The sequence below is a fragment of the Curtobacterium sp. MCLR17_036 genome, from assembly GCF_003234445.2.
Taxonomy (GTDB): domain Bacteria; phylum Actinomycetota; class Actinomycetes; order Actinomycetales; family Microbacteriaceae; genus Curtobacterium.
On record NZ_CP126269.1, the window covers coordinates 1,127,283 to 1,144,699 of the forward strand.

A 17,417-nucleotide genomic window follows, 5' to 3' on the forward strand; every position below is an offset into this window, starting at 1 on the left:
GGGCGGCCTTCGTCATGAAGGGGGCCGCATGGTCGCCAAGTTCAGCGTCGGGAAGTCCTCGTACGGGGACCTCCGCGGCGTGGAGCAGTACGTGTCGTCCGAGCGGATGGCGCTGCAGGTGCTGTCCACGATCATCGACCTCAACGCATACCTCCGCTCGAAGGGCCGAGGCGGATCGCTGTCGGTCAACGAGGGAATGCGGTCCCGGGCACGGCAGTCGCTGCTGTACACGCAGTACCTCCGCACCGGCTACCCGGTCGCCGCGTACCCGTTCACGTCCCGCCACGACGAGGTCCTCCGAGGCAACGCCGTCGACTTCGGCATCACGGAGGCGGACGGGTCGAACCGGGCACTGTCCGCCGACGAGTTCGCGAAGCTCCACGAAATCGTCCAGGGCCGCGGCGGCACGTGGACGGGCGTCAACTTCGGTGAGCCGTGGCACCACGAGATGGCGACGCGTGCGGAAGCGGTCCCACCGTACCCGGACGCTCGAGCGCGTCTCGCCGGCAAGCCGAAGCCGCCGCCGTCGAAGAAGCCGAAGCCCGCACCCACTCCGAAACCCACCACCCCGAAACGTGAGGTCGACATGCTCTACGTGACGTCCGACAAGACGAAGAAGAAGTACGCGATCGGTGAGCTGTCGTTCACCGCCGTGTCCGACTCCCGCGCCATCACCTACTCCCACGCCGTCCCCGGCGACTCGAACCTGTTCCGGACGCTCACGTCGGCGCAGGTGTCGGGTCTGATCCAGGACTGCCGTGCCCGCCGCGACTCCCTCGGTGTGGCCCTGTCGCCCGTGTTCGAGGCGTCCGTGAAGGCCGTTCTCGCTGAGGAGGACGCAGCATGACCGGCGACCACGAGGCGACGAAGAAGCTCGACGTCGACGCGATCTGGTTCAAGGGCCAGCGGGTCCTGCGCACCGTGTTCACGACCGTGCTGACGGTCCTGCCGATCGTCCCGCAGGTCGTGCAGGTCGTGCAGGGGCAGTGGCCGGCTGCGACCGGTCTCACCGCGGTCGCGGTGCAGGCTGTCGCGATCAACGCCGCGCTGACGGCGATCATCGCGATCCCGACCGTGAACACGTGGCTGACGGCGATCGGCCTCGGGTCCGTGCCGCGGAAGGAAGCCAAGGCGAACGCGGCCGCGAAGTCGCAGGAGCTGCAGCCCGCTCAGTACGAACCGTCCGACGTCGACTACCGCTCCCAGCAGGGCGACTAGCAGGGAGGTGACGGGATGCGTTCCGTCCAACTCGTCAAGCGGCTGCTCGCCGCATCCATCTGGGGCCCGAACGGCGTCGACCAGAGCGACGACCGTGTGCGGTGGCTGCTCCGTGTCGGCCTGCCCGGGTTCGACATCTTCGCCATCTGCTTCGGCGTGTGGGGGTACCTCGGTGGTATCCCCGCACTCCGCGACTCGTTCGGGGAGGCGTACGCGCAGTCGTTCGGCCTGACCCTCGCCGCGACCGCTCTGGTGTGTCTGGTGGGGATCGCGTTCCCGGCGCTGCTGTGGCGGTTCGAGTTCTGGGGCAAGTGCTTCATGCTCGGCCTGCTGCTGCTGTACGCGGCGTCCGTGTTCCTCGCGGGCATCACGGGCGGTGACATCGGCCGTTCCGGTGTGGGGTGGGCGATCCTCGCGATGGCTGTCCTGCCGGCGTGGAGGGTGACGGACATCGCCCGCGATCAGGAGGTGCACCAGTGGAAGTGAGCGTGCTTCTCCCGGTGGCGGCGCCGATCGCGATCGCGTTCATCAGCGGCGGTGTCGCGATCTGGACGTCGCGGCGGTCGTCGCGGGTGCAGGAGGCGGCGGCGCGTGCGCAGTCGCGGACGTCGCAGTTCGATCAGGCGATCGAGCTCGACAAGTACACGCAGGAGCGGATCGACGCTGCGGTGGCGAAGGCGATCGCGCCGTACGTGGAGCGCATCGAACGTCTCGAGCAGGGCTACAGCCAGGTGGTGCGGACGTTGCGGAGTGTGCGGCAGGCGTTCCGGGAGTACATCCGCGCGGTCCGTGCGCAGTGGGGTCACGCGGTGGAACCGCCGGCGGTGGACGCGCACATCCGGGACTTGCTCGCGGAAGACGACCTTGATGGCACGTTCGACGCTGCGGGGATCGCGCAGGCGCGGCAGAACCTCATCGACGACCAGTCGGCCTCGGCGCCGGCGCACGACTGAGACGGAGACACACGATGCAGTACGGAACAGTCACGGGCCGGTTCCTCGCCGCGGTCGCGGACACCCCGCAGGACGCGGACACGAACCCGGATGAGGTGCCGCTGCAGGGGACGGTGACGTTCACCCCGTCGGCGGCGGCGTTGAAGGTGGCGGGGCAGGGTGCGACGATCCTGCCCGTCCCGATCGCGGGGACCCTCGACGCGGACGGGTACCTGACGTTGAACGGTCAGCGTGGGGTGACGTTGATCGCGACGGACACGGATGAGACGAACCCGCGGGACTTCACGTACCGGGTGACGTTCTCGGGCCTGAACTACGGCGGCGTGGGCGTCTCGTACCAGTCGTTCTCGATCGCGGTGCCGGCGGGGCAGACGATCGACCTGGCGGTGGTGGCGCCGGTCGCGGAGGCGAAGGGCGCGGCGATCGTCCGCGGCGAGAAGGGCGACCCGGGCGGCACGTTCACGTACGACCCCGACGACGGCCTCTACACCGCCGACGACGCGGTCCCCATCCCGTCGCTCGAGGTCGCCGTCACGACGACCGGCACCGACGACGTCACCGTACTCAAGCCGTCCGGGGACGTCCGCCCAGGCGTCTGGGAGTGGGTACACGACGCGCCCGCCGGCTACCTGTTCCACCTGCTCACCGGGCAGAACGCCAGCAGCGCGTCCGCGCTCATCGGCATGGGGATCGACAACGGCGGCATCGGCCTGTTCCTCAACAACAAGAAGACCGGCGTCGGCATCTCGATCCAGCAGAACGACTCGATCACCTCGGCGACCGCATACGGCGTCTACGCCAGCCAGCTGTCGACGAAGGCCCCACTGATCCACGTCGATCAGGCCGACGGCGCGAAGCACGTCCTCCGCGTCGTCGCGTCCGAGTCGTCCGTCGAGACGAACGAGCTGCTCGAGATCATCACCACCGGTGTCTCCGGCGGCGGCTACGTCTCCGCCCGCTCGGGGACCATCTACTGGAAGTCCGACATCAACGCCACGCAGGGCAAGCGGCTCCGCGCGGTGCAGAACGTCGTCGCCGACGGGAACTCCACCGCAATCGAACCCGACTCCCTCCGGCTCTCCACCTGGAACGGCGGCGACGGCGGCTACTGGCAGAAGCGCATCGCGCAGAACGGGCAGTCCCTCCTGCTGCAGGGCGCCGACGGCACATCAGGCGGCCGTGACGCTGCGCCGGCGACGTGGTTCACCGCGGTCGAGACGAAGCAGGTGAGCGGCACGGCGGCCGGCACCCAGGTCGGGTTCTACGGCGTCACGCCCGTGAGCCGGCAGGCGGCGCCCTCGGCAGCGACCGATGCGGCGTCTGCGGTGTCCGCCGTGAACACGCTCCGCGACTCGCTCGTGGCGCTGGGGCTGCTGTCGTGACCCCGGAGGAAGTGTTGGCACTGCTGCAGACGATCGCCCGCCAGCAGATCCGAATCGGCCGTCTCGAGGCGGCGCTGGCGCAGGAGCGAGCGGCGGCGGCCGCGTCTACTGAATGACGATGCGCTGCAGGAGCGCGTCGGCGATCAGCTTGTGCCCCTTGTCGTTGGGGTGGAAGTCGTCGGTCTCGCCCTGCCACGTCGGCTCCCCGACGGGGCCGATGACGTCGTTCTCCGTGTAGATCGGACGCAGCGACACGAACAGCCCGCCCGCCTTCGCGCAGAGGCGACGGATGGACGTGTCGTAGGCGCTCTCCCCGGGCTCGCCGCCGTTGGCTTCCCACACGCCCGCGCAGACGATCTGCACGTCGGGGGAGCCGTCGGTCACCTTCTGCAACAGTGCGGAGTACGCGTCGTCGAACTCGTCCATGGGGACCTGGTTGCCCTGGTCGTTCGTGCCGAGCTCGATCACGGCGAGGTCGAGGCCGGACGGCACCGGGTACTTGTCGGAGACCTGCAGCGTGGTGCCGCCGGACAGCGCGCTGTTGTACTCCTTCACGGGGCCGGATGCTTCCATGCTGTCGAGCATCCGCCACTTGAACGCGTCGGCCTGCGTCGACGAGTACAGGCCCCCGGTGAGGGAGTCGCCCGCGAACAGCACGTTCAACGGAGTCTCACCGTCACGGGTGACAGTCACGGTCCGCGTCGACGGGGTGCTCGTGAACGTGGGCACCGGCCCGGCGACTGTGCCTGCGGCGGGCTTGGACGCTGCGACGTGCTGCATCGCGAGGACGACCATCATCACGGCCATGATCGCGACGAGCACGACGATGATCCCCTTGTAGCTGCGCTCGAACCAGCTGACGAAACTCCCCATGATGCTCCGATCCTAAGCGGCACACGACGAACGCCCCGCCCCCTCAACCGAGGGTGGCGGGGCGGTCTTCGTCGTCTCCGGCCGGCAGCTGAGAGCTGTCAGACGACGGGCCTCCTACCGTCGGTGACATGCGTTGCGAGTCGAAGATGAACGGTTGGTCGTGCGAGCTGCCGGCGGACCACGCCGGCGCGCACGTGCAGCACGGTGACTGCTGCGTCGCAGAGTGGTCGTCCGAAGGGCTCGACGACGCGGTCGCGTCCTTCTTCGACGACTTCGCCGATTCCTTGGTCCCCACTGCCGACGGCGCGCGCAGCTGGCGGGGCTAGAGCTGAACGCCCCGCCCCTTCAGCTGAGGGAGCGGGGCGTTCTTCGTCGTTGCAGGGATCAGGACGCGGACGCCTCAACCTCGTCGAAGCCACCCGCCGGCATCACAGTCACACGCCACGCGGACGTCACCGGCTCGTCGAACGCGACCAACGCGGTGCCCTTCGCGCCGGCCGCGAGGTCGAACAGGGCGTACTTGTTGCTCGCGTCGATCAGCGCGTTGTACTTCTCCGTGTCGTCGCCAGCGGCGTCCTCCCACGCGGAGAACTTGTCGGACAGGTCCACGCTCTGGATCTGCTTCCCGTCCTTCGTCACCACCGTGATGCCGTACATGTTGAGCGAGTCCGTGCCGCTCGTGTTGTCGAGCTCCACCGGCACCAACGTCACCGCCTCGCCGTCCACGGACGCTCGAGCGGCTTCCACCGCGGCGACGTTCGCGTTGTCGGAGCTGTCCCCGAACTGGAACGAACCGGTCGCGCCCTGGTAGTCGAACGTCCACGTCTTGTCGACGTTCTCCACGGGCGTCGCCTTCGTCTGCGTCGGTGCCGACTCGACCTCAGCGCTGTCCCCGCCGGACGAGTCCCCGCCTCCGCTGCAGCCGGCGAGACCGATGGTGAGGGTGAGCGCCGTCGCGGCGAGCATGAGCTTCTTCACGAGGCTGAGCCTAGGTCGTCGAGCACCAGACCTGTCCACCCCCGTTGTGGGTCCCAGTCATCGCCGCGGCTTCAACTGCCGCCCCGTCACCCGTTCCCGCGGCAACCACACGCGGTGAGCGAACCCCATGTGCACCAGCTGCACGTACACGCGGTCGTCCGTCGCCGCCTCCACGAACCCCGGCAGCCGCTGCCAGCCCGTCCGGCTGAACTCGACTCGCACCCACACCGGCGCGTGGTCGACGGCCTGCGACCACTCCACCCCGTCGATCCCTGCCGGCTGGTCCTCCGGAGGGTCAGGATGCGTCGGCGGCGACCACTGGTACTGCGTCATGCCGAGCAGTGTGCCCGGCGCCGCCGACAGCGGAGAGCTTCACTTCGCCGGAGTGAAGGGCTGCGCTTCACGCCGTGATGGCGAGCGGGTCGTCGGGCATCGCGGCGTACAGGGCCGTCACAGTGTCTTCGTGCGCGGTGGGGGAGAGGTGCCCGTACGTGTCCACCGTCGTCGAGATGTTCTCGTGCCCGAGGTTCCTCTGGATCAGGTTCAGGGGTGCGCCCTGCCCGATCAGCCACGACGCGTACGTGTGTCGCAGGTCGTGGGGTGTGGGACGGCGGGGGATCGCCTCACGCCCGGCTGCAGCGCACTCGTCGGCGTCCATAGCCTTCTTGACTGCACGGTCCCAGATGCGGGCCTTGAAGTTGCCGTACCAGAGCCTGCCGCCGTTCTCAGCGCCTTGGAACAGGAAGTCACCTCCTGGCCCGTCGAGCTCGAGTTGCGCCAGCAGATCGGGGCGCAGGGGCAGCGTGCGGTATCCCTTCTCGGTCTTCGGCGGTCCGACTGTGTGGTCCCGCTTCCACGCTTTGCTGACGGTGACGGTCGCCGGCCGTGTCGCGAGGTTCACGTCACGGCGTTCAACGGCGGTCGCTTCGGACCACCGCATCCCGGTGAGCACGAGGAACCGCACGAGCGGCTTGTAGTAGGCGGGGATGAAGTGCAGCAGCGTGTAGAACTCGGTGTGGCTGAGGAACACAGCTTGGTGCTTCCGGCCGCGTGTGAGTGCCATCTTGTAGGCGGGGTTGTCGGTGCGGTGTCCTGCTTCGACGGCTGCTGCGAAGATGGCGCTGAGTAGGGCGTGCCGGTTCTTGACGGTCTTCTGGGAGATCGGCTGCCCCTTGGTGCGGCCGGACTCTTGTGACTCCTGCCATGCGAGCCAGCTGCCGATGTCGTGCTTCGTGATCGCGTTGATTGGCAGTTCACCAAGTAGGGGCAGGAACGACTTGTCGACGATCGTTTGGTACCCGGTGCGGGTGTCGTTCTGCACGCCTGTCAGTAGGCCGCTGGACGGGTCGAGGTACGTTGCCGCGAAGTGGCCGAATGTAGGCACGCCTACCGTCGCGTTGTTCCGTGCCCGCAGTGTCGCGAGTGCGGCTTCCGGCCCAACACGGTCCAGGTGCTGACCGAACTGACGTGCCGCCACTTCCGCACCGTCACCGGAGAACGTTTCCTGGCACATCTTCCGCGGCTGCCCCATGCGGAACTGCACCCGCCACGACACGGAGCCGTCACGGTTCCGGCGGGGAGTGACACTAGCCATGCACAGAATCCTCCATCGAGCCGCCGACAATCGTGCGCGCCTCGTGGACCTTGCTGAACTCGTACCGGTCGGTCCATGAGTAGCCACTGTCGACACTCACTGTCTTGGCGTTCACGCGGACGACCTTGTGCCAGAAGCGACCGATCCGAACATGAGTTGCGCCCTTGATGTCCTCGCGCGTGAGCGGCACACGCTCCACCTCGGCCTTGCGGTACTCGAGGCGCTTCACCTTGTCGGACCAGTAGGAAACCCGCTCCGTGGCTTCCTTCCATGCGCGCTGAGCAGTGTCGTGCGCAGACCGCACCTGACGCGCGGCACGCTGGTTACCGGAAGCGCCGAAGCCAGGAATCCCGCCGCCCATCTCGTGAGCCCGTTCTGCAAGCTCGCCTGACCGGTCCAGTGCCGCTTTCGCCGCAGCGAGCTTCTCTGATGCGTCCTCGAGCTTCTCGTCGAGTGTTCTTCTCTGGTCCATCTGGATCTCCTGTCTCGGAGCATCCACGGCCTTCACGTCAAACGACCTGTAGGCACATCGTGTAGGCAAACCCAACACGATGGCCGTACAGGCCGCTGACTTACTGGGGTGAATAACGGGTCTCGAACCCGCGACCTCCTAGACCACAACCAGGCGCTCTACCAACTGAGCTATATCCACCATGTGTGCACCGGCGACCGGCGCGACCACTCAATAGTAGTACATACCGCGACCGGTGCCGACCACCCGTGTCGTCACTCGGCCGCTGGCTGGGCCAGGCGCGGTTCCCACTTCTCGACGACCTCGGCCCGGACTGCACGGACGTCGTCGGTCGTCGGGCCGGGCTCGGCGACGAAGCCGGCGCGACGGTAGTACTCGAGCTCACGGATCGACTCGAGGATGTCCGCGAGGGCCCGGTGGCCGCCGTGCTTCTCCGGTGAGTTGAAGTACACCCGCGGGAACCAGCGTCGGCAGAGCTCCTTGATGCTCGACACGTCGACGCTGCGGTAGTGCAGGTGGCCGTCGACGCGGGGCATGTACTTCGACAGGAACGCGCGGTCGGTGCCGATGGTGTTGCCGGCCAGGGGAGCGGACCCCTCGGCCGGGACGTGCTCGAGGATGTACTCGAGCACCTGGTACTCCGCGTCCGCCAGGCTCACGCCGTTCGGGATCTCCTCGATGAGCCCCGAGGTCGTGTGCATGTTCGTCACGAACTCGTTCATGTTGTCGAGCGCCGACTGGTCCGGCTTGATGACGATGTCGAACCCGGGGTGCACGGGCTCGAGGTCGAAGTCGGTGATGACCACGGCCACCTCCACGAGTTCGTCGACCTCGAGGTCGAGGCCGGTCATCTCGCAGTCGATCCAGACGAGGCGGTCATTCGCGGTTGCCATGCCCTCGATCCTATTGCCGACCGCCGACGCCCCCGGCGCCCCCTGTCGGTGACCGTGCTGACCCGCGCCCGTCCCGCGCTGATCGGCGGGACGACCGTCGTCGGGGGCGCCTGCTCGTCGCCCCGGACCGGTCCTGCCCGGCCCACCCGGTGGTGGCAGCGGCCGCAGCGGCGTCAGTGGCGGCGGCCCGCGGCCGGTGAACGCGAGCGGGCGGAATGCCGTACTCGCCAGCGCGGTGACCCGGGTCTTTCGCCCGCTCAGCGAAGCGTCCCCGTCGTGACCCGTTGGCGGGCCGGGACGGGACGGGCTTGGAGCGGGCCGGAACGGTGTTCCGAGCGTCATGTTCGCGATCCGTCCTCGCGCCGGGCCGGAGCGGGCTGCAGCGGCGGCGCGGCCACCCGAGCGGGCGGAATGCCGCACTCGACCGGGGCGTGGCCCTGGTCTTTCGCCCGCTCAGCGCACGCGACCCGCTCCGACCGGTCCGTGAGTCGATTCCCGACTTGTCCGGACCAGTCCGCGACCGGTCCCGAGCCGTGCAGAGCAGCCCGGCCACCCGAGCGGGCGAAAGGTCGCAGTGGTCGGCCGTGGGCACCCGGGTCTTTCGCCCGCTCAGCCCGGCGCACCCTGGCTCAGCCCAGCGCGCCCTGGCTCGGACGGGTCGCGACCGGGGCGGCGGTTCCTCGCGTCCGATGTTGTTCCGGCACCGGCACCGGCATCACGAACGGGCGAAAGGCCCGGGTCGCCGAAGCGGTCACCCGGGCCTTTCGCCCGCTCGGCACGCGGACCCCTCGCGCGGGACAGCACGACACGCCACCCCGCACCGAGCACCCCGCACCGAGCGCCCCGAGCCCGATCGCAGGACCCGGAGACCCCCGAATGAGCCGAAAGCCCCCCGAATCGCCGAACCCCCGACCCCCCGAACCCCCCGAACCCCGAACCCCCTACGGCATCTCCCCGGCCGAGATCGCCTCGGCCTCGACCCGTTCGGGCTCGGGGCCGTCGTCCACCCGGCGCAGGACCTTCGTCGTGCAGACGACCACCACGAAGGCGACGGCGACGGACGCCCCCGCGAAGACGTAGGCGGCCGAGGGCGAGAACGCGTCGGCGAGCAGGGTCGCGACGGGCGGGGCGATGGCGCCGCCGATGAACCGCACGGCGGAGTACGCGCTCGAGGCGACCGAGCGGGGCAGGTCGGTGGCCTCCATGACGGACTCGGTCAGGACGGTGTTGAGGACACCGAGCACGAGCCCGCCGATGACCACGCAGACCACGAGGCCGACCTGCGAGCGCACGACCACGGCCGCGGCGAACAGGTCGAGTGCGAGCAGGGGCAGGGCGATCTTCAGCACGGTCGTCCTGCGCAGGCGGGCCGTGAGCATCGGGGCGACCCACACAGAGGTGACGGCGAGGCCGACGCCCCAGCCGAAGAACGTGAAGCCGATGCCGAGTGCGCCGAAGCCGAGCGGGAACGGCGTGTAGGCGAGGAGGACGAAGAAGCCGATGTTGTAGAAGAGTGCGGTGGCCGCGAGTGCTGCCAGCGCCGGTCGGCCGAGTGCGCGGAACGGGGCCGAGAGCTTCGTCGGCGTGGGCTTCTCGAGGCTGCCGGACTTGAGCAGGGCGACGACGGCGACGAACGCGATCGCCATCAACGTGGTCACGCCGAAGAACGGGCCGCGCCAGCTGACGGAGCCGAGCAGGCCGCCGACGAGCGGGCCGATCGCGATGCCGAGGCCGAGGGCGGCCTCGTACAGGATGATGGCCGACGCGGTGCCGCCGGAGGCCGCCCCGACGATCGTCGCGAGCGCGGTGGAGATGAAGAGGGCGTTCCCGAGGCCCCACCCGGCGCGGAAGTCGATGATGTTCCACACGCTGTTCGACGTGGCCGCGAGGACCGAGAACAGGACGATGAGCGCGAGCCCGATGAGCAGGGTGCGCTTCGCGCCGATGCGGCTGGAGACCCAGCTCGTGAAGAACATCGCGACGCCGGTGACGGCCAGGTAGCTCGTGAACAGGAGCTCGGTCTGTGCCGGGGTGGCGCGCAGCGACGACGCGATGGCGGGCAGGATCGGGTCGACGAGGCCGATGCCCATGAAGGCGACGACGCAGGCGAAGGCGATCGCCCAGACCGCGGACGACTGCTTGAGGATGGAGCCGGACGAGCCGGCGGGTGCGTGGGCGTTCACGCTGTGGTCTCCTGTCTGGTGGACGTGGGGGTGGTCCTGGTGCGCTCGGCGATCAGGGCGGTGGCGTGGTGCAGGGCGTCCCAGTCCTCGTCGGAGAGGTCCGAGAAGACCGGTCCGACGGTGTCGGTGAGGGTCGCCCGCCACGCGGTGAGTCGGGCGCGGCCGTCGTCGGTGATGCCGATGCGCTGGCCGCGGGAGTCGTCGGGGTCGACGGCGCGGGTGACGAGGCCGTCGGCGAGCATGCCGGTGACGAGCCGCGTCATGGTGGGCTGGGCGACGCGGGACGCGGCGGCGAGTTCGCCGAGGCGCATCGGCTCGTCCAGCTCGAGGATGCCGAGGGTCCGCCACACGGCCGGCGAGGTCGTGTTGCCGGTGGACTGCACGGCGGTCCGGATCAGACGGTTGACGGAGACGAGGAGCGTCTCGATCGTCTGCGCCCGTGTTTGTTCCATGCCTGAACTATATAGCAGGGCTATGCATCCCGCAACAGGCGACGCCTGGTAGAAGGGACGCATGAGCGACATCACCATCCACGAAGGCGACGAGTACACCGCGATCTTCCACGGCGGTCCCTTCGACGGCACGACCGACACCCGCACCGCGACGAGCGACGCGCTGGACGACGAGGTCACGGTGTTCGCCGACGTCGAGGGCCTGCAGACCGCCCTGACCTACCGCATGACGAAGTCGCGCCAGGTCGTCGACCAGATCTCGGCCGAGTTCGAGTACGTCCCGAACGAGTCCGACCCCGTGGACGACCTGCAGGACCGCGGCGACCGCAGCGGCGGCTTCGACCGGGAGTAGAACCCCCACCCGCCGCGTTGCACGATCACATGCAGCTCGACCTCTGGACGTCCGCCTTCTGTGCGCCGTGCGCCGCCGCCCGCCGGGTGTCGGCCGAGGCAGCGGCGCTCGTCCCCGGGCTCACCGTGACCGAACGCGACGTGGCGGCGCACCCCGACGACGCGGAGGGCCTCGGCATCCGGTCCACGCCCACGATCATCGTGCGGCAGGACGACGGAGCCGAGGTCTTCCGGTCACCCGGCGTCCCCACCCGCGACCAACTCCTGCTCGCGGTCGCGAAGGCCCTCTGACCCCGGGCCCGGGCGATGCCCGCGCGCCGCGCGCTGTGAGGTCGGCGCAGCGACCACCACCGGCTCCGGCGGGTGGACGACCGCCAGGACCCGTCGCGCCAGGCGCTTCGCCGTCCGGATCGGCGCGCCGATCACCAGCGCGACGGCCCCGAGGAGGCTCCGGTCGGCACCGCCGAGTGCGTTCTTGCGTTCCCTCGCCCGTCGGAGCGCCCCGCCCCGACTGCGCCGGGCAGCCGGCCGGTCGACCAGCGTGTCGGCGTCGCGCTGCGCCATGAGCGCGCCGAGCCGATCGGCCCAGTCGTCGTCGGACGCCGGGTGGAAGTAGTTGTCCCGCATCCAGCTCGCCCGCACCCGACCGAACCGGCCGTCCACCAGGTCGACCGCATCGCCCTCCAGGCCGCTCGCCACGAAGACCTCGTTGATGAGGTGCCGGCCCGTCCCGAAGTCGGTCAGGGTGAGTGCGGGGACTCCACGTGCTGCTGCCTCGAGCACGGCCGTCGAGCTGATCGTCACGAGCGCGACCGCCCGGTCGAGGTGCTCGCCCATCGGGCCGCCCGCCACGACGAGGTTCGCCGGCGCGTCGTCCGGCACGAGGTCGGCGTAGGGGTGCTCCTCGCGGTGCGTCTGCTGTTCACCCGTGACGGCGCGGGTCTTGACGACGACACGCCACTCCGGGTGCCGTCGCGCCGTCTCGACGAGCCGGTCGACGACGAGCGCCCGGTCCGCTCGTTCGAGGGGCACACTCGGCTGCGCCGCGAAGACGACGGAGTCGCGGACGCGGTCCGGGTCGTCCCGTTCCGGGTCGCCCCGTTCCGGGTCGGACAGCGCACCGGCGGCCCCCTGCGCGAAGGGCAGCGTCGCGAGCGCGAAGTGCGGTTCCACACCGCCGTCGAGCGCCATCTCCTCGTAGGCCCGGACCTCGCGGTGGCTGTGCAGGACGAACAGGTCGGCACGCGCACGGAAGAACACGCCCTTCCACTTCGCCGGGAACGAGATGCCCGGCAGCCCCGTCACGAGCACCGGTCGTCGCGGGATCCGTCGGTGCACCTCCTCGAGCACGAGTTCGGCCACCGGCCCGATCGTCGAGACGAGCACGGCGTCGGGCGGGTCGCGCCGCAGGTCCTCGACGATCGCGTCGACGCTCCGCGCCGCCGGGGGAGCCGTCCGCAGGTGCGCCAGCCGGGCGTCCAGCCCGCGGAACGCCGCGCGCAGCTGCGCCGTGCTCGCGGACCGCGGGGTCGCGACCGTCCAGACCTCCAGGTCCCAGTCCGGCGGTGCGGTGGCGAGCAGGTGCGCGCCCCACTTCGCGAACGAGTCGGTGTCGACCAGGCCGACCACCCGTCGGGCGCGTGGTGCTGTTTCGGACGGGAGGCGCGCCTCCCGTCCGACGGTCGACGCACGACCGCCGGCGGCTGCGTCCAGGGCGCCCGTCTCGTCGACCCCGCCCGTCACGCGCCGACGCGGCGCAGCTTCGCGAGGGGCGCCTGCTCGCCGGGGAAGATGCGCTTGACGCCGTCGCCGAGGGCGGTCTCGATGATGCGGACGTCGCGCGCGAGCGTCTGCAGGCCGTGCGGCTCGAGCGATGCCGCGTGGTCGGAGCCCCACATCGTGCGGTCGAGCGTGATGTGCCGTTCCACGGCCGTGGCGCCGAGTGCGACCGCGGCGATCGAGATCTGCAGGCCGGGCTCGTGGCCGGAGTAGCCGACCGGCACGCCGGCGTACCGGTTGGCGAGGGTGTCGATCATGCGCAGGTTCGCCTCCTCGGCCGGCAGCGGGTACGTCGACGTCGCGTGCATGAGGACGAGGCGGTCGGAGCCGAGCGTCTCGACGGCGGCGTCGATCTGCTCGAGCGTGGACATGCCGGTCGACAGGATGACGGGCTTGCCGGTCGCGGCGACGGCGGCGAGCATGCCGAGGTCGGTCACCGACGCCGAGGCGATCTTGTACGCGACGACGTTGAGGTCCTCGAGGAAGTCGACCGAGGGCTCGTCCCACGGGGACGCGAACCAGTCGAGGCCGCGGAGCGTCGCGTGGTCGCCGATCTCGATGTACTGGTCGCGGTCGAACTCGACGCGGTAGCGGTACTCCAGGTAGGTCATGTCGCCCCACGGGGTGCTGCGCGGCGTGTTCTTCATGTGCTCCGGCGTCGAGATCTCCGGCGTGCGCTTCTGGAACTTCACGGCCTGCAGCCCGGCGTCCGCCGCGACGTCGATGAGCTGCTTCGCGATCTCGACGCTCCCGTTGTGGTTCAGGCCGATCTCGCCGATGAGGTACGCGGGGTGGCCCGCGCCGATCGTGGACGTACCGATGGTGACGGTCATGGTGCTCCGTTCGGTGCGGGCACGGCCCGCGTCGGGGATGGGGTCGAGGGCGTGGCCCCGACCGGTCGGGCATCTCGGGCCGAGGGGAGCGAACCGGCGATCGCCTCGGCGACGGCCAGGTCGGCCGGCTCGTCGACGTCGATCGCGGTGGCCGCGTCCACCACGTGCAGTTCCACGCGCCCGTGGAACCGGTGCCGGTGCTGCCGGAAGCCGGCGGTCCGCAGGACGTAGAAGGAGCCGGTCTCGCGGTACTCGGGCTCGCGGTCCTGGCGTCGGGGGCGTGTGGCGGCGTCGTGGTTGACGGCCACGGCGGACCCGTCCGGCGCGGTCCGCCACAGGAACGCGTGCGACGGGGCGGCCGCGACCACCACGTCCGCGTGGCCCTGCACGACCCGGTCGATCGCGGCGTCGAGGTCGGCGGGTTCGATGAACGGCGAGGTCGCCTGCAGGAACACCAGGACCTCGGGGTCCGGCGCTCCCGTCGCTGCGAGCTCGTCGAGCACGTGCAGGAGCGCGGACTCCGACGAGGCCTCGTCCCCGGCCAGCTCGGCGGGGCGGCGGACGACGTGGGCCCCGGCCTCGCGGGCCTCGGCGGCGATGTCGTCCCCGTCGGTCGTCACGACGACGGCGTCGATCCGCTCCGCACCCAGGGCGGACTCGACCGCACGCCGGACGAGCGGACGGCCGGCGACGGGACGGAGGTTCTTGCCCGGGATGCCCTTCGAGCCGGCGCGGGCGGGCACCACGGCGAGGACGTGACCGGTGGGGCGCATGTCCCGGACGCTACGAACCGAGGGTGTCCCGGAGACGAACGGCGGGCAGACGCGGACCGAACCGTTCCGGAAGCGTGCGGCGCCGGGTCGCCGCTAGAATCGACGTCGCTCGCCTCCGTAGCTCAGTGGATAGAGCAGGTGGTTTCTACCCACCGTGCCGCGGGTTCGATTCCTGCCGGGGGCACCGACGCGAACGGGCCGCCATCCTTCCGGATGGCGGCCCGTTCCTCGTCCGGGTGTCGACCCGGGCGCGTGGTGGTGCTACTCGTCGTCGGCGGCCCGGCGGCGGAGCTCCGCAGCGCTGAGCGGCTGCGTGTGGGTCGCCTCGGAGGTCTCGTCCGCGTCGGTCGGCTCGGCCGGCGCCTGCGACAGGCGGGTGGGGATCGACGTGGTGTTCGTCGTCCCCGCGGCGTCGAGCCGGGGAGCACGGGCGGGGACGTCGTTCGCCGGGGTGCGGTTGACATGTGACTCGGCGGCGGTCGGGGTCATGGCCGATCCGCCGAACGCCTGCGTGGTGGCGCGGTCGTCCACGACCTCGGTGTCGTCGGTGTCGCGGGACGAGCCCGAGGCGCCGGCCGGGCCGGTGCTGTCCGGGGTGGTCCGTGCGGGCTGGGCCGGGGTGCCGAGCGTCGGTCGGACGGGCGGCGTCGGCGCAGACGACGAGTCGTCGCCGTAGACCCGCGTCGTGTTCTGCCCGAAGGAGCGGGTGGCGTCGGCGTCGGAGCCGCCGCGGTTCACCGAGAACGTCGGGGCGGACGGTCCCTGGGCCGGCGACTGAGCCGGCGCCTGGGCGGGGGTCTGGGACTGCGGAGACTGCGGAGCCTGCGGGGCGGACGCCGCGGAGCCGTGCGCGCTGGTGCTGCCGGGCGTTCCGGCGCTCCCGGCGGTGCCGGTACCGCTCGGCGTGCCGGTGCTGGTGCCGGTGCCGGTGCCGGTGGGGGCAGCAGCGGGCGTGGGCGTCGCCGCCGGGCGCAGCGAGGTCGTGGTCGGGGTGGGCCGCTCGGCCGGGGACGCCGGAGCGGGCGTCGCCGCCTGAGCGCGGGACTGCTCCACCTGGTCGGCGTTCCAGTCCTGCTGGCGCTTGATCAGGTCGGCGTCGGGGTCGGGGGAGTCGAACTTCCAGCGCTCGAGATCGGCCTTGAAGAGCTTGCGGGCGCGGGACGGACGTGCCTGCCAGTCGAGCAGACGGTCGCGGAACTCGGCCAGCGACTGCTCGGCCTGGAAGCTGAACGTCGACGAGTTCTTCTTGATGTCGGCGATCTCGTGCTGGGTCCAGTTGGCGGCCAGCGGTGCACCGGGGACCGGGAGCAGACGCAGGCGGATGTCGGCGTCCTCGGCGAGGTGGTCGGCGTAGCGGCGCTCGTCGTGCCCGAGCGCACCCCAGGCGGCGGCCTTGCGGGCCGCCGAGACGATCGCGGTGACCGCGGCGTTCTTCGCCTCGCGCTCCTGCAGGGCCACGACGCGCTTGGTCGCTCCGCGTCCGATCAGCGCGGCGATCACACCCGCCACGACGATGGCGACGAAGGGGATGACGGCGCCCGAGAGCACACGCCACCCGTCGTCCGATGCGGTCCAGTCGCTCAGGTCGTTCCACCAGTCCATGCGCGCACCATACCCACGAAACGATCAGGCGCCGGGGAGGTCGGTCGGTGATCCGCCCATCCGGTCCGACACGATTCCAATGTGGAACATCATGACCAGCGGAGGGTGTCGACGGCGTCGTCGGCCGACCAGACGTTCGGCAGCTCGACGAAGCGACGCTCGGTCGCGACGTAGCGCCGGGCGCGGTACGCCGTGTCGCCCGCGACGTCGATCCGGTCGACGTACCCGACGATCTCGCCGTTCGCGCGGGTGACCCGGCTCAGGTCGTCGCGGACGTCGAGGACCCGGTAGTCACCGTGCGAGCGGGCGAGCGGGACACTGCGGATCCGCAGGACGGGTTCGTGGGTGGTCTGCATCGCTGCTCCCCGGGTCGGTGTGGTCGGTGACGGGGTGTCCGTCGGTGTGCAGCTGACGCTACGGGCGACCACCGACACGTCGGCGCCTCCGGCATGGTCTGTGGAGGAGGGCGCCGAGCGCGCGCGGTGTGGAGGAACTGCACCCCGCGCCCTCGCCGTCGCAGCACGCCGGAGTACGGTGGCGACATGACGACGTTCGTGCTCGCAGGTGGCTGTTTCTGGTGTCTCGACGCCGTGTACCGCACGCTCCAGGGGGTGCAGGACGTGGTGTCCGGCTACGTCGGCGGCCACGTGGACGACCCGTCGTACGAGCTGGTCTGCACCGGCACGACCGGTCACGCCGAGGCCGTCGCGGTGACGTTCGACGAGGCCGTGCTCCCGGCCGAGGTGGTCCTCGACGTGTTCTTCACGCTCCACGACCCGCGGCAGCTGAACCGGCAGGGCGCCGACGTCGGCACGCAGTACCGCTCGGCGATGTTCCCCGCTGACGACGTGCAGCGCGAGCTGTTCGAGCGCGCGATCGGGCGTGCCGCCGAGATCTGGGACGGCGGGATCGTCACGACGATCGAGCCGCTGTCGACCTTCTTCACGGCAGAGGAGCACCACCAGGACTTCTTCGCGAAGAACCCCGGACAGGGCTACTGCCTCGCCGTCGCACTGCCCAAGGTGAACAAGGTCCGCAAGGCGTACGGTCAGTACATCCTGGCGTCCTGATCCCGGGGCGT

At 70.4% G+C, this 17,417-nt stretch carries 22 protein-coding genes and 2 tRNA genes; 10 read left to right on the forward strand and 14 right to left on the reverse strand.

The genetic code is table 11. The features are described from left to right. Positions 1-28: 28 nt before the first annotated feature. Genes DEI99_RS05335 through DEI99_RS05355 form a run of 5 tightly spaced genes read left to right on the forward strand, consistent with a single transcriptional unit; the run spans position 29 to position 3,553 of the window. Positions 29-847, forward strand: a complete 819-nt coding sequence (locus DEI99_RS05335; protein ID WP_111042641.1) for a M15 family metallopeptidase domain-containing protein — start codon at positions 29-31, stop codon at positions 845-847. Then, positions 844-1,218, forward strand: a complete 375-nt coding sequence (locus DEI99_RS05340; RefSeq protein ID WP_111042642.1) for a hypothetical protein — start codon at positions 844-846, stop codon at positions 1,216-1,218. Before DEI99_RS05335 ends, DEI99_RS05340 begins: the two co-directional genes overlap by 4 nt. Positions 1,219-1,233: 15 nt before the next feature. Next, positions 1,234-1,704: a hypothetical protein gene (locus DEI99_RS05345; protein WP_111042643.1), complete on the forward strand. Its 471-nt coding sequence runs from the start codon at positions 1,234-1,236 to the stop codon at positions 1,702-1,704. Next, positions 1,653-2,171 (forward strand): hypothetical protein, encoded by a 519-nt coding sequence (locus DEI99_RS05350; protein ID WP_284180962.1) that lies wholly within the window; start codon positions 1,653-1,655, stop codon positions 2,169-2,171. The genes DEI99_RS05345 and DEI99_RS05350 overlap by 52 nt, the downstream gene beginning before the upstream one ends. A 14-nt stretch (positions 2,172-2,185) precedes the next feature. After that, positions 2,186-3,553: a hypothetical protein gene (locus DEI99_RS05355; protein ID WP_111042645.1), complete on the forward strand. Its 1,368-nt coding sequence runs from the start codon at positions 2,186-2,188 to the stop codon at positions 3,551-3,553. A gap of 105 nt (positions 3,554-3,658) precedes the next feature. On the opposite strand, the gene DEI99_RS05360 is transcribed toward DEI99_RS05355, so the two are convergent. Further along, positions 3,659-4,426, reverse strand: coding sequence for an SGNH/GDSL hydrolase family protein (locus DEI99_RS05360; protein WP_111042646.1), 768 nt, complete (start codon positions 4,424-4,426; stop codon positions 3,659-3,661). 128 nt (positions 4,427-4,554) lie between these two features. Between DEI99_RS05360 and DEI99_RS05365 the strand changes: the two genes are divergently transcribed. Next, positions 4,555-4,752 (forward strand): hypothetical protein, encoded by a 198-nt coding sequence (locus DEI99_RS05365; RefSeq protein WP_111042647.1) that lies wholly within the window; start codon positions 4,555-4,557, stop codon positions 4,750-4,752. A gap of 58 nt (positions 4,753-4,810) precedes the next feature. Here the strand turns inward: DEI99_RS05365 and DEI99_RS05370 are convergent, their stop codons facing one another. The 8 genes from DEI99_RS05370 to DEI99_RS05405 form a co-directional block, all read right to left on the reverse strand. Further along, the gene (locus DEI99_RS05370) at positions 4,811-5,404 is read right to left on the reverse strand and encodes a hypothetical protein (RefSeq protein ID WP_111042648.1); all 594 of its coding nucleotides are present in this window, start codon (positions 5,402-5,404) and stop codon (positions 4,811-4,813) included. Positions 5,405-5,461: 57 nt separating this feature from the next. Beyond that, a complete protein-coding gene (locus tag DEI99_RS05375; protein WP_111042649.1) occupies positions 5,462-5,737 on the reverse strand; it encodes a hypothetical protein in 276 nt (91 codons plus the stop codon). Positions 5,738-5,804: 67 nt separating this feature from the next. Then, complete coding sequence (locus tag DEI99_RS05380; RefSeq protein WP_111042650.1) at positions 5,805-6,998, reverse strand: tyrosine-type recombinase/integrase; 1,194 nt, start codon at positions 6,996-6,998, stop codon at positions 5,805-5,807. Then, a complete protein-coding gene (locus DEI99_RS05385) occupies positions 6,991-7,470 on the reverse strand; it encodes a hypothetical protein (RefSeq protein WP_146247172.1) in 480 nt (159 codons plus the stop codon). Before DEI99_RS05385 ends, DEI99_RS05380 begins: the two co-directional genes overlap by 8 nt. A gap of 104 nt (positions 7,471-7,574) precedes the next feature. Then, positions 7,575-7,650 (reverse strand) — tRNA-His (locus DEI99_RS05390). 74 nt (positions 7,651-7,724) lie between these two features. Further along, the gene (gene orn, locus DEI99_RS05395) at positions 7,725-8,363 is read right to left on the reverse strand and encodes an oligoribonuclease (RefSeq protein WP_111042652.1); all 639 of its coding nucleotides are present in this window, start codon (positions 8,361-8,363) and stop codon (positions 7,725-7,727) included. A 941-nt stretch (positions 8,364-9,304) separates the two neighbouring features. Further along, positions 9,305-10,546, reverse strand: a complete 1,242-nt coding sequence (locus DEI99_RS05400; protein ID WP_111043011.1) for an MFS transporter — start codon at positions 10,544-10,546, stop codon at positions 9,305-9,307. Further along, a complete protein-coding gene (locus DEI99_RS05405) occupies positions 10,543-10,998 on the reverse strand; it encodes a MarR family winged helix-turn-helix transcriptional regulator (protein ID WP_071257108.1) in 456 nt (151 codons plus the stop codon). The genes DEI99_RS05400 and DEI99_RS05405 overlap by 4 nt, the downstream gene beginning before the upstream one ends. 61 nt (positions 10,999-11,059) lie before the next feature. Between DEI99_RS05405 and DEI99_RS05410 the strand changes: the two genes are divergently transcribed. Both DEI99_RS05410 and DEI99_RS05415 read left to right on the forward strand, forming a co-directional pair. Further along, positions 11,060-11,350, forward strand: coding sequence for a hypothetical protein (locus DEI99_RS05410; protein ID WP_111043013.1), 291 nt, complete (start codon positions 11,060-11,062; stop codon positions 11,348-11,350). Positions 11,351-11,379: 29 nt separating this feature from the next. Next, positions 11,380-11,640 (forward strand): YbbN family protein, encoded by a 261-nt coding sequence (locus tag DEI99_RS05415; protein WP_111043014.1) that lies wholly within the window; start codon positions 11,380-11,382, stop codon positions 11,638-11,640. On the opposite strand, the gene DEI99_RS05420 is transcribed toward DEI99_RS05415, so the two are convergent. The 3 genes from DEI99_RS05420 to DEI99_RS05430 form a co-directional block, all read right to left on the reverse strand. Beyond that, positions 11,584-12,978, reverse strand: coding sequence for a DUF6716 putative glycosyltransferase (locus tag DEI99_RS05420; protein WP_146247207.1), 1,395 nt, complete (start codon positions 12,976-12,978; stop codon positions 11,584-11,586). The genes DEI99_RS05415 and DEI99_RS05420 overlap by 57 nt on opposite strands. Before the next feature lie 110 nt (positions 12,979-13,088). Then, positions 13,089-13,961, reverse strand: coding sequence for an N-acetylneuraminate synthase family protein (locus DEI99_RS05425; RefSeq protein ID WP_111043016.1), 873 nt, complete (start codon positions 13,959-13,961; stop codon positions 13,089-13,091). Beyond that, a complete protein-coding gene (locus DEI99_RS05430) occupies positions 13,958-14,734 on the reverse strand; it encodes an acylneuraminate cytidylyltransferase family protein (RefSeq protein WP_111043017.1) in 777 nt (258 codons plus the stop codon). Before DEI99_RS05430 ends, DEI99_RS05425 begins: the two co-directional genes overlap by 4 nt. A gap of 111 nt (positions 14,735-14,845) precedes the next feature. On the opposite strand from DEI99_RS05430, the gene DEI99_RS05435 reads away from it, so the two are divergent. Next, a tRNA-Arg gene (locus DEI99_RS05435) sits at positions 14,846-14,918 on the forward strand. A gap of 77 nt (positions 14,919-14,995) precedes the next feature. On the opposite strand, the gene DEI99_RS05440 is transcribed toward DEI99_RS05435, so the two are convergent. Continuing rightward, the gene (locus DEI99_RS05440; RefSeq protein WP_111043018.1) at positions 14,996-16,336 is read right to left on the reverse strand and encodes a hypothetical protein; all 1,341 of its coding nucleotides are present in this window, start codon (positions 16,334-16,336) and stop codon (positions 14,996-14,998) included. Between the two features lie 89 nt (positions 16,337-16,425). Continuing rightward, entirely contained in the window at positions 16,426-16,692 is a 267-nt protein-coding gene (locus DEI99_RS05445; RefSeq protein ID WP_083404686.1) for a hypothetical protein, read from the reverse strand. Positions 16,693-16,878: 186 nt separating this feature from the next. Between DEI99_RS05445 and msrA the strand changes: the two genes are divergently transcribed. Further along, positions 16,879-17,406: a peptide-methionine (S)-S-oxide reductase MsrA gene (gene msrA, locus DEI99_RS05450; protein ID WP_111043019.1), complete on the forward strand. Its 528-nt coding sequence runs from the start codon at positions 16,879-16,881 to the stop codon at positions 17,404-17,406. Positions 17,407-17,417: the final 11 nt, after the last annotated feature.

Bases quoted from the DNA above. Each gene is read 5' to 3' on its own strand.
- DEI99_RS05335 (WP_111042641.1), top strand. From the start codon at position 29: ATGGTCGCCAAGTTCAGCGTCGGGAAGTCCTCGTACGGGGACCTCCGC.
- DEI99_RS05340 (WP_111042642.1), top strand. From the start codon at position 844: ATGACCGGCGACCACGAGGCGACGAAGAAGCTCGACGTCGACGCGATC.
- DEI99_RS05345 (WP_111042643.1), top strand. From the start codon at position 1,234: ATGCGTTCCGTCCAACTCGTCAAGCGGCTGCTCGCCGCATCCATCTGG.
- DEI99_RS05355 (WP_111042645.1), top strand. From the start codon at position 2,186: ATGCAGTACGGAACAGTCACGGGCCGGTTCCTCGCCGCGGTCGCGGAC.
- DEI99_RS05360 (WP_111042646.1), bottom strand. From the start codon at position 4,426: ATGGGGAGTTTCGTCAGCTGGTTCGAGCGCAGCTACAAGGGGATCATC.
- DEI99_RS05365 (WP_111042647.1), top strand. From the start codon at position 4,555: ATGCGTTGCGAGTCGAAGATGAACGGTTGGTCGTGCGAGCTGCCGGCG.
- DEI99_RS05375 (WP_111042649.1), bottom strand. From the start codon at position 5,737: ATGACGCAGTACCAGTGGTCGCCGCCGACGCATCCTGACCCTCCGGAG.
- DEI99_RS05380 (WP_111042650.1), bottom strand. From the start codon at position 6,998: ATGGCTAGTGTCACTCCCCGCCGGAACCGTGACGGCTCCGTGTCGTGG.
- DEI99_RS05385 (WP_146247172.1), bottom strand. From the start codon at position 7,470: ATGGACCAGAGAAGAACACTCGACGAGAAGCTCGAGGACGCATCAGAG.
- orn (WP_111042652.1), bottom strand. From the start codon at position 8,363: ATGGCAACCGCGAATGACCGCCTCGTCTGGATCGACTGCGAGATGACC.
- DEI99_RS05405 (WP_071257108.1), bottom strand. From the start codon at position 10,998: ATGGAACAAACACGGGCGCAGACGATCGAGACGCTCCTCGTCTCCGTC.
- DEI99_RS05410 (WP_111043013.1), top strand. From the start codon at position 11,060: ATGAGCGACATCACCATCCACGAAGGCGACGAGTACACCGCGATCTTC.
- DEI99_RS05415 (WP_111043014.1), top strand. From the start codon at position 11,380: ATGCAGCTCGACCTCTGGACGTCCGCCTTCTGTGCGCCGTGCGCCGCC.
- DEI99_RS05425 (WP_111043016.1), bottom strand. From the start codon at position 13,961: ATGACCGTCACCATCGGTACGTCCACGATCGGCGCGGGCCACCCCGCG.
- DEI99_RS05430 (WP_111043017.1), bottom strand. From the start codon at position 14,734: ATGCGCCCCACCGGTCACGTCCTCGCCGTGGTGCCCGCCCGCGCCGGC.
- DEI99_RS05440 (WP_111043018.1), bottom strand. From the start codon at position 16,336: ATGGACTGGTGGAACGACCTGAGCGACTGGACCGCATCGGACGACGGG.
- DEI99_RS05445 (WP_083404686.1), bottom strand. From the start codon at position 16,692: ATGCAGACCACCCACGAACCCGTCCTGCGGATCCGCAGTGTCCCGCTC.
- msrA (WP_111043019.1), top strand. From the start codon at position 16,879: ATGACGACGTTCGTGCTCGCAGGTGGCTGTTTCTGGTGTCTCGACGCC.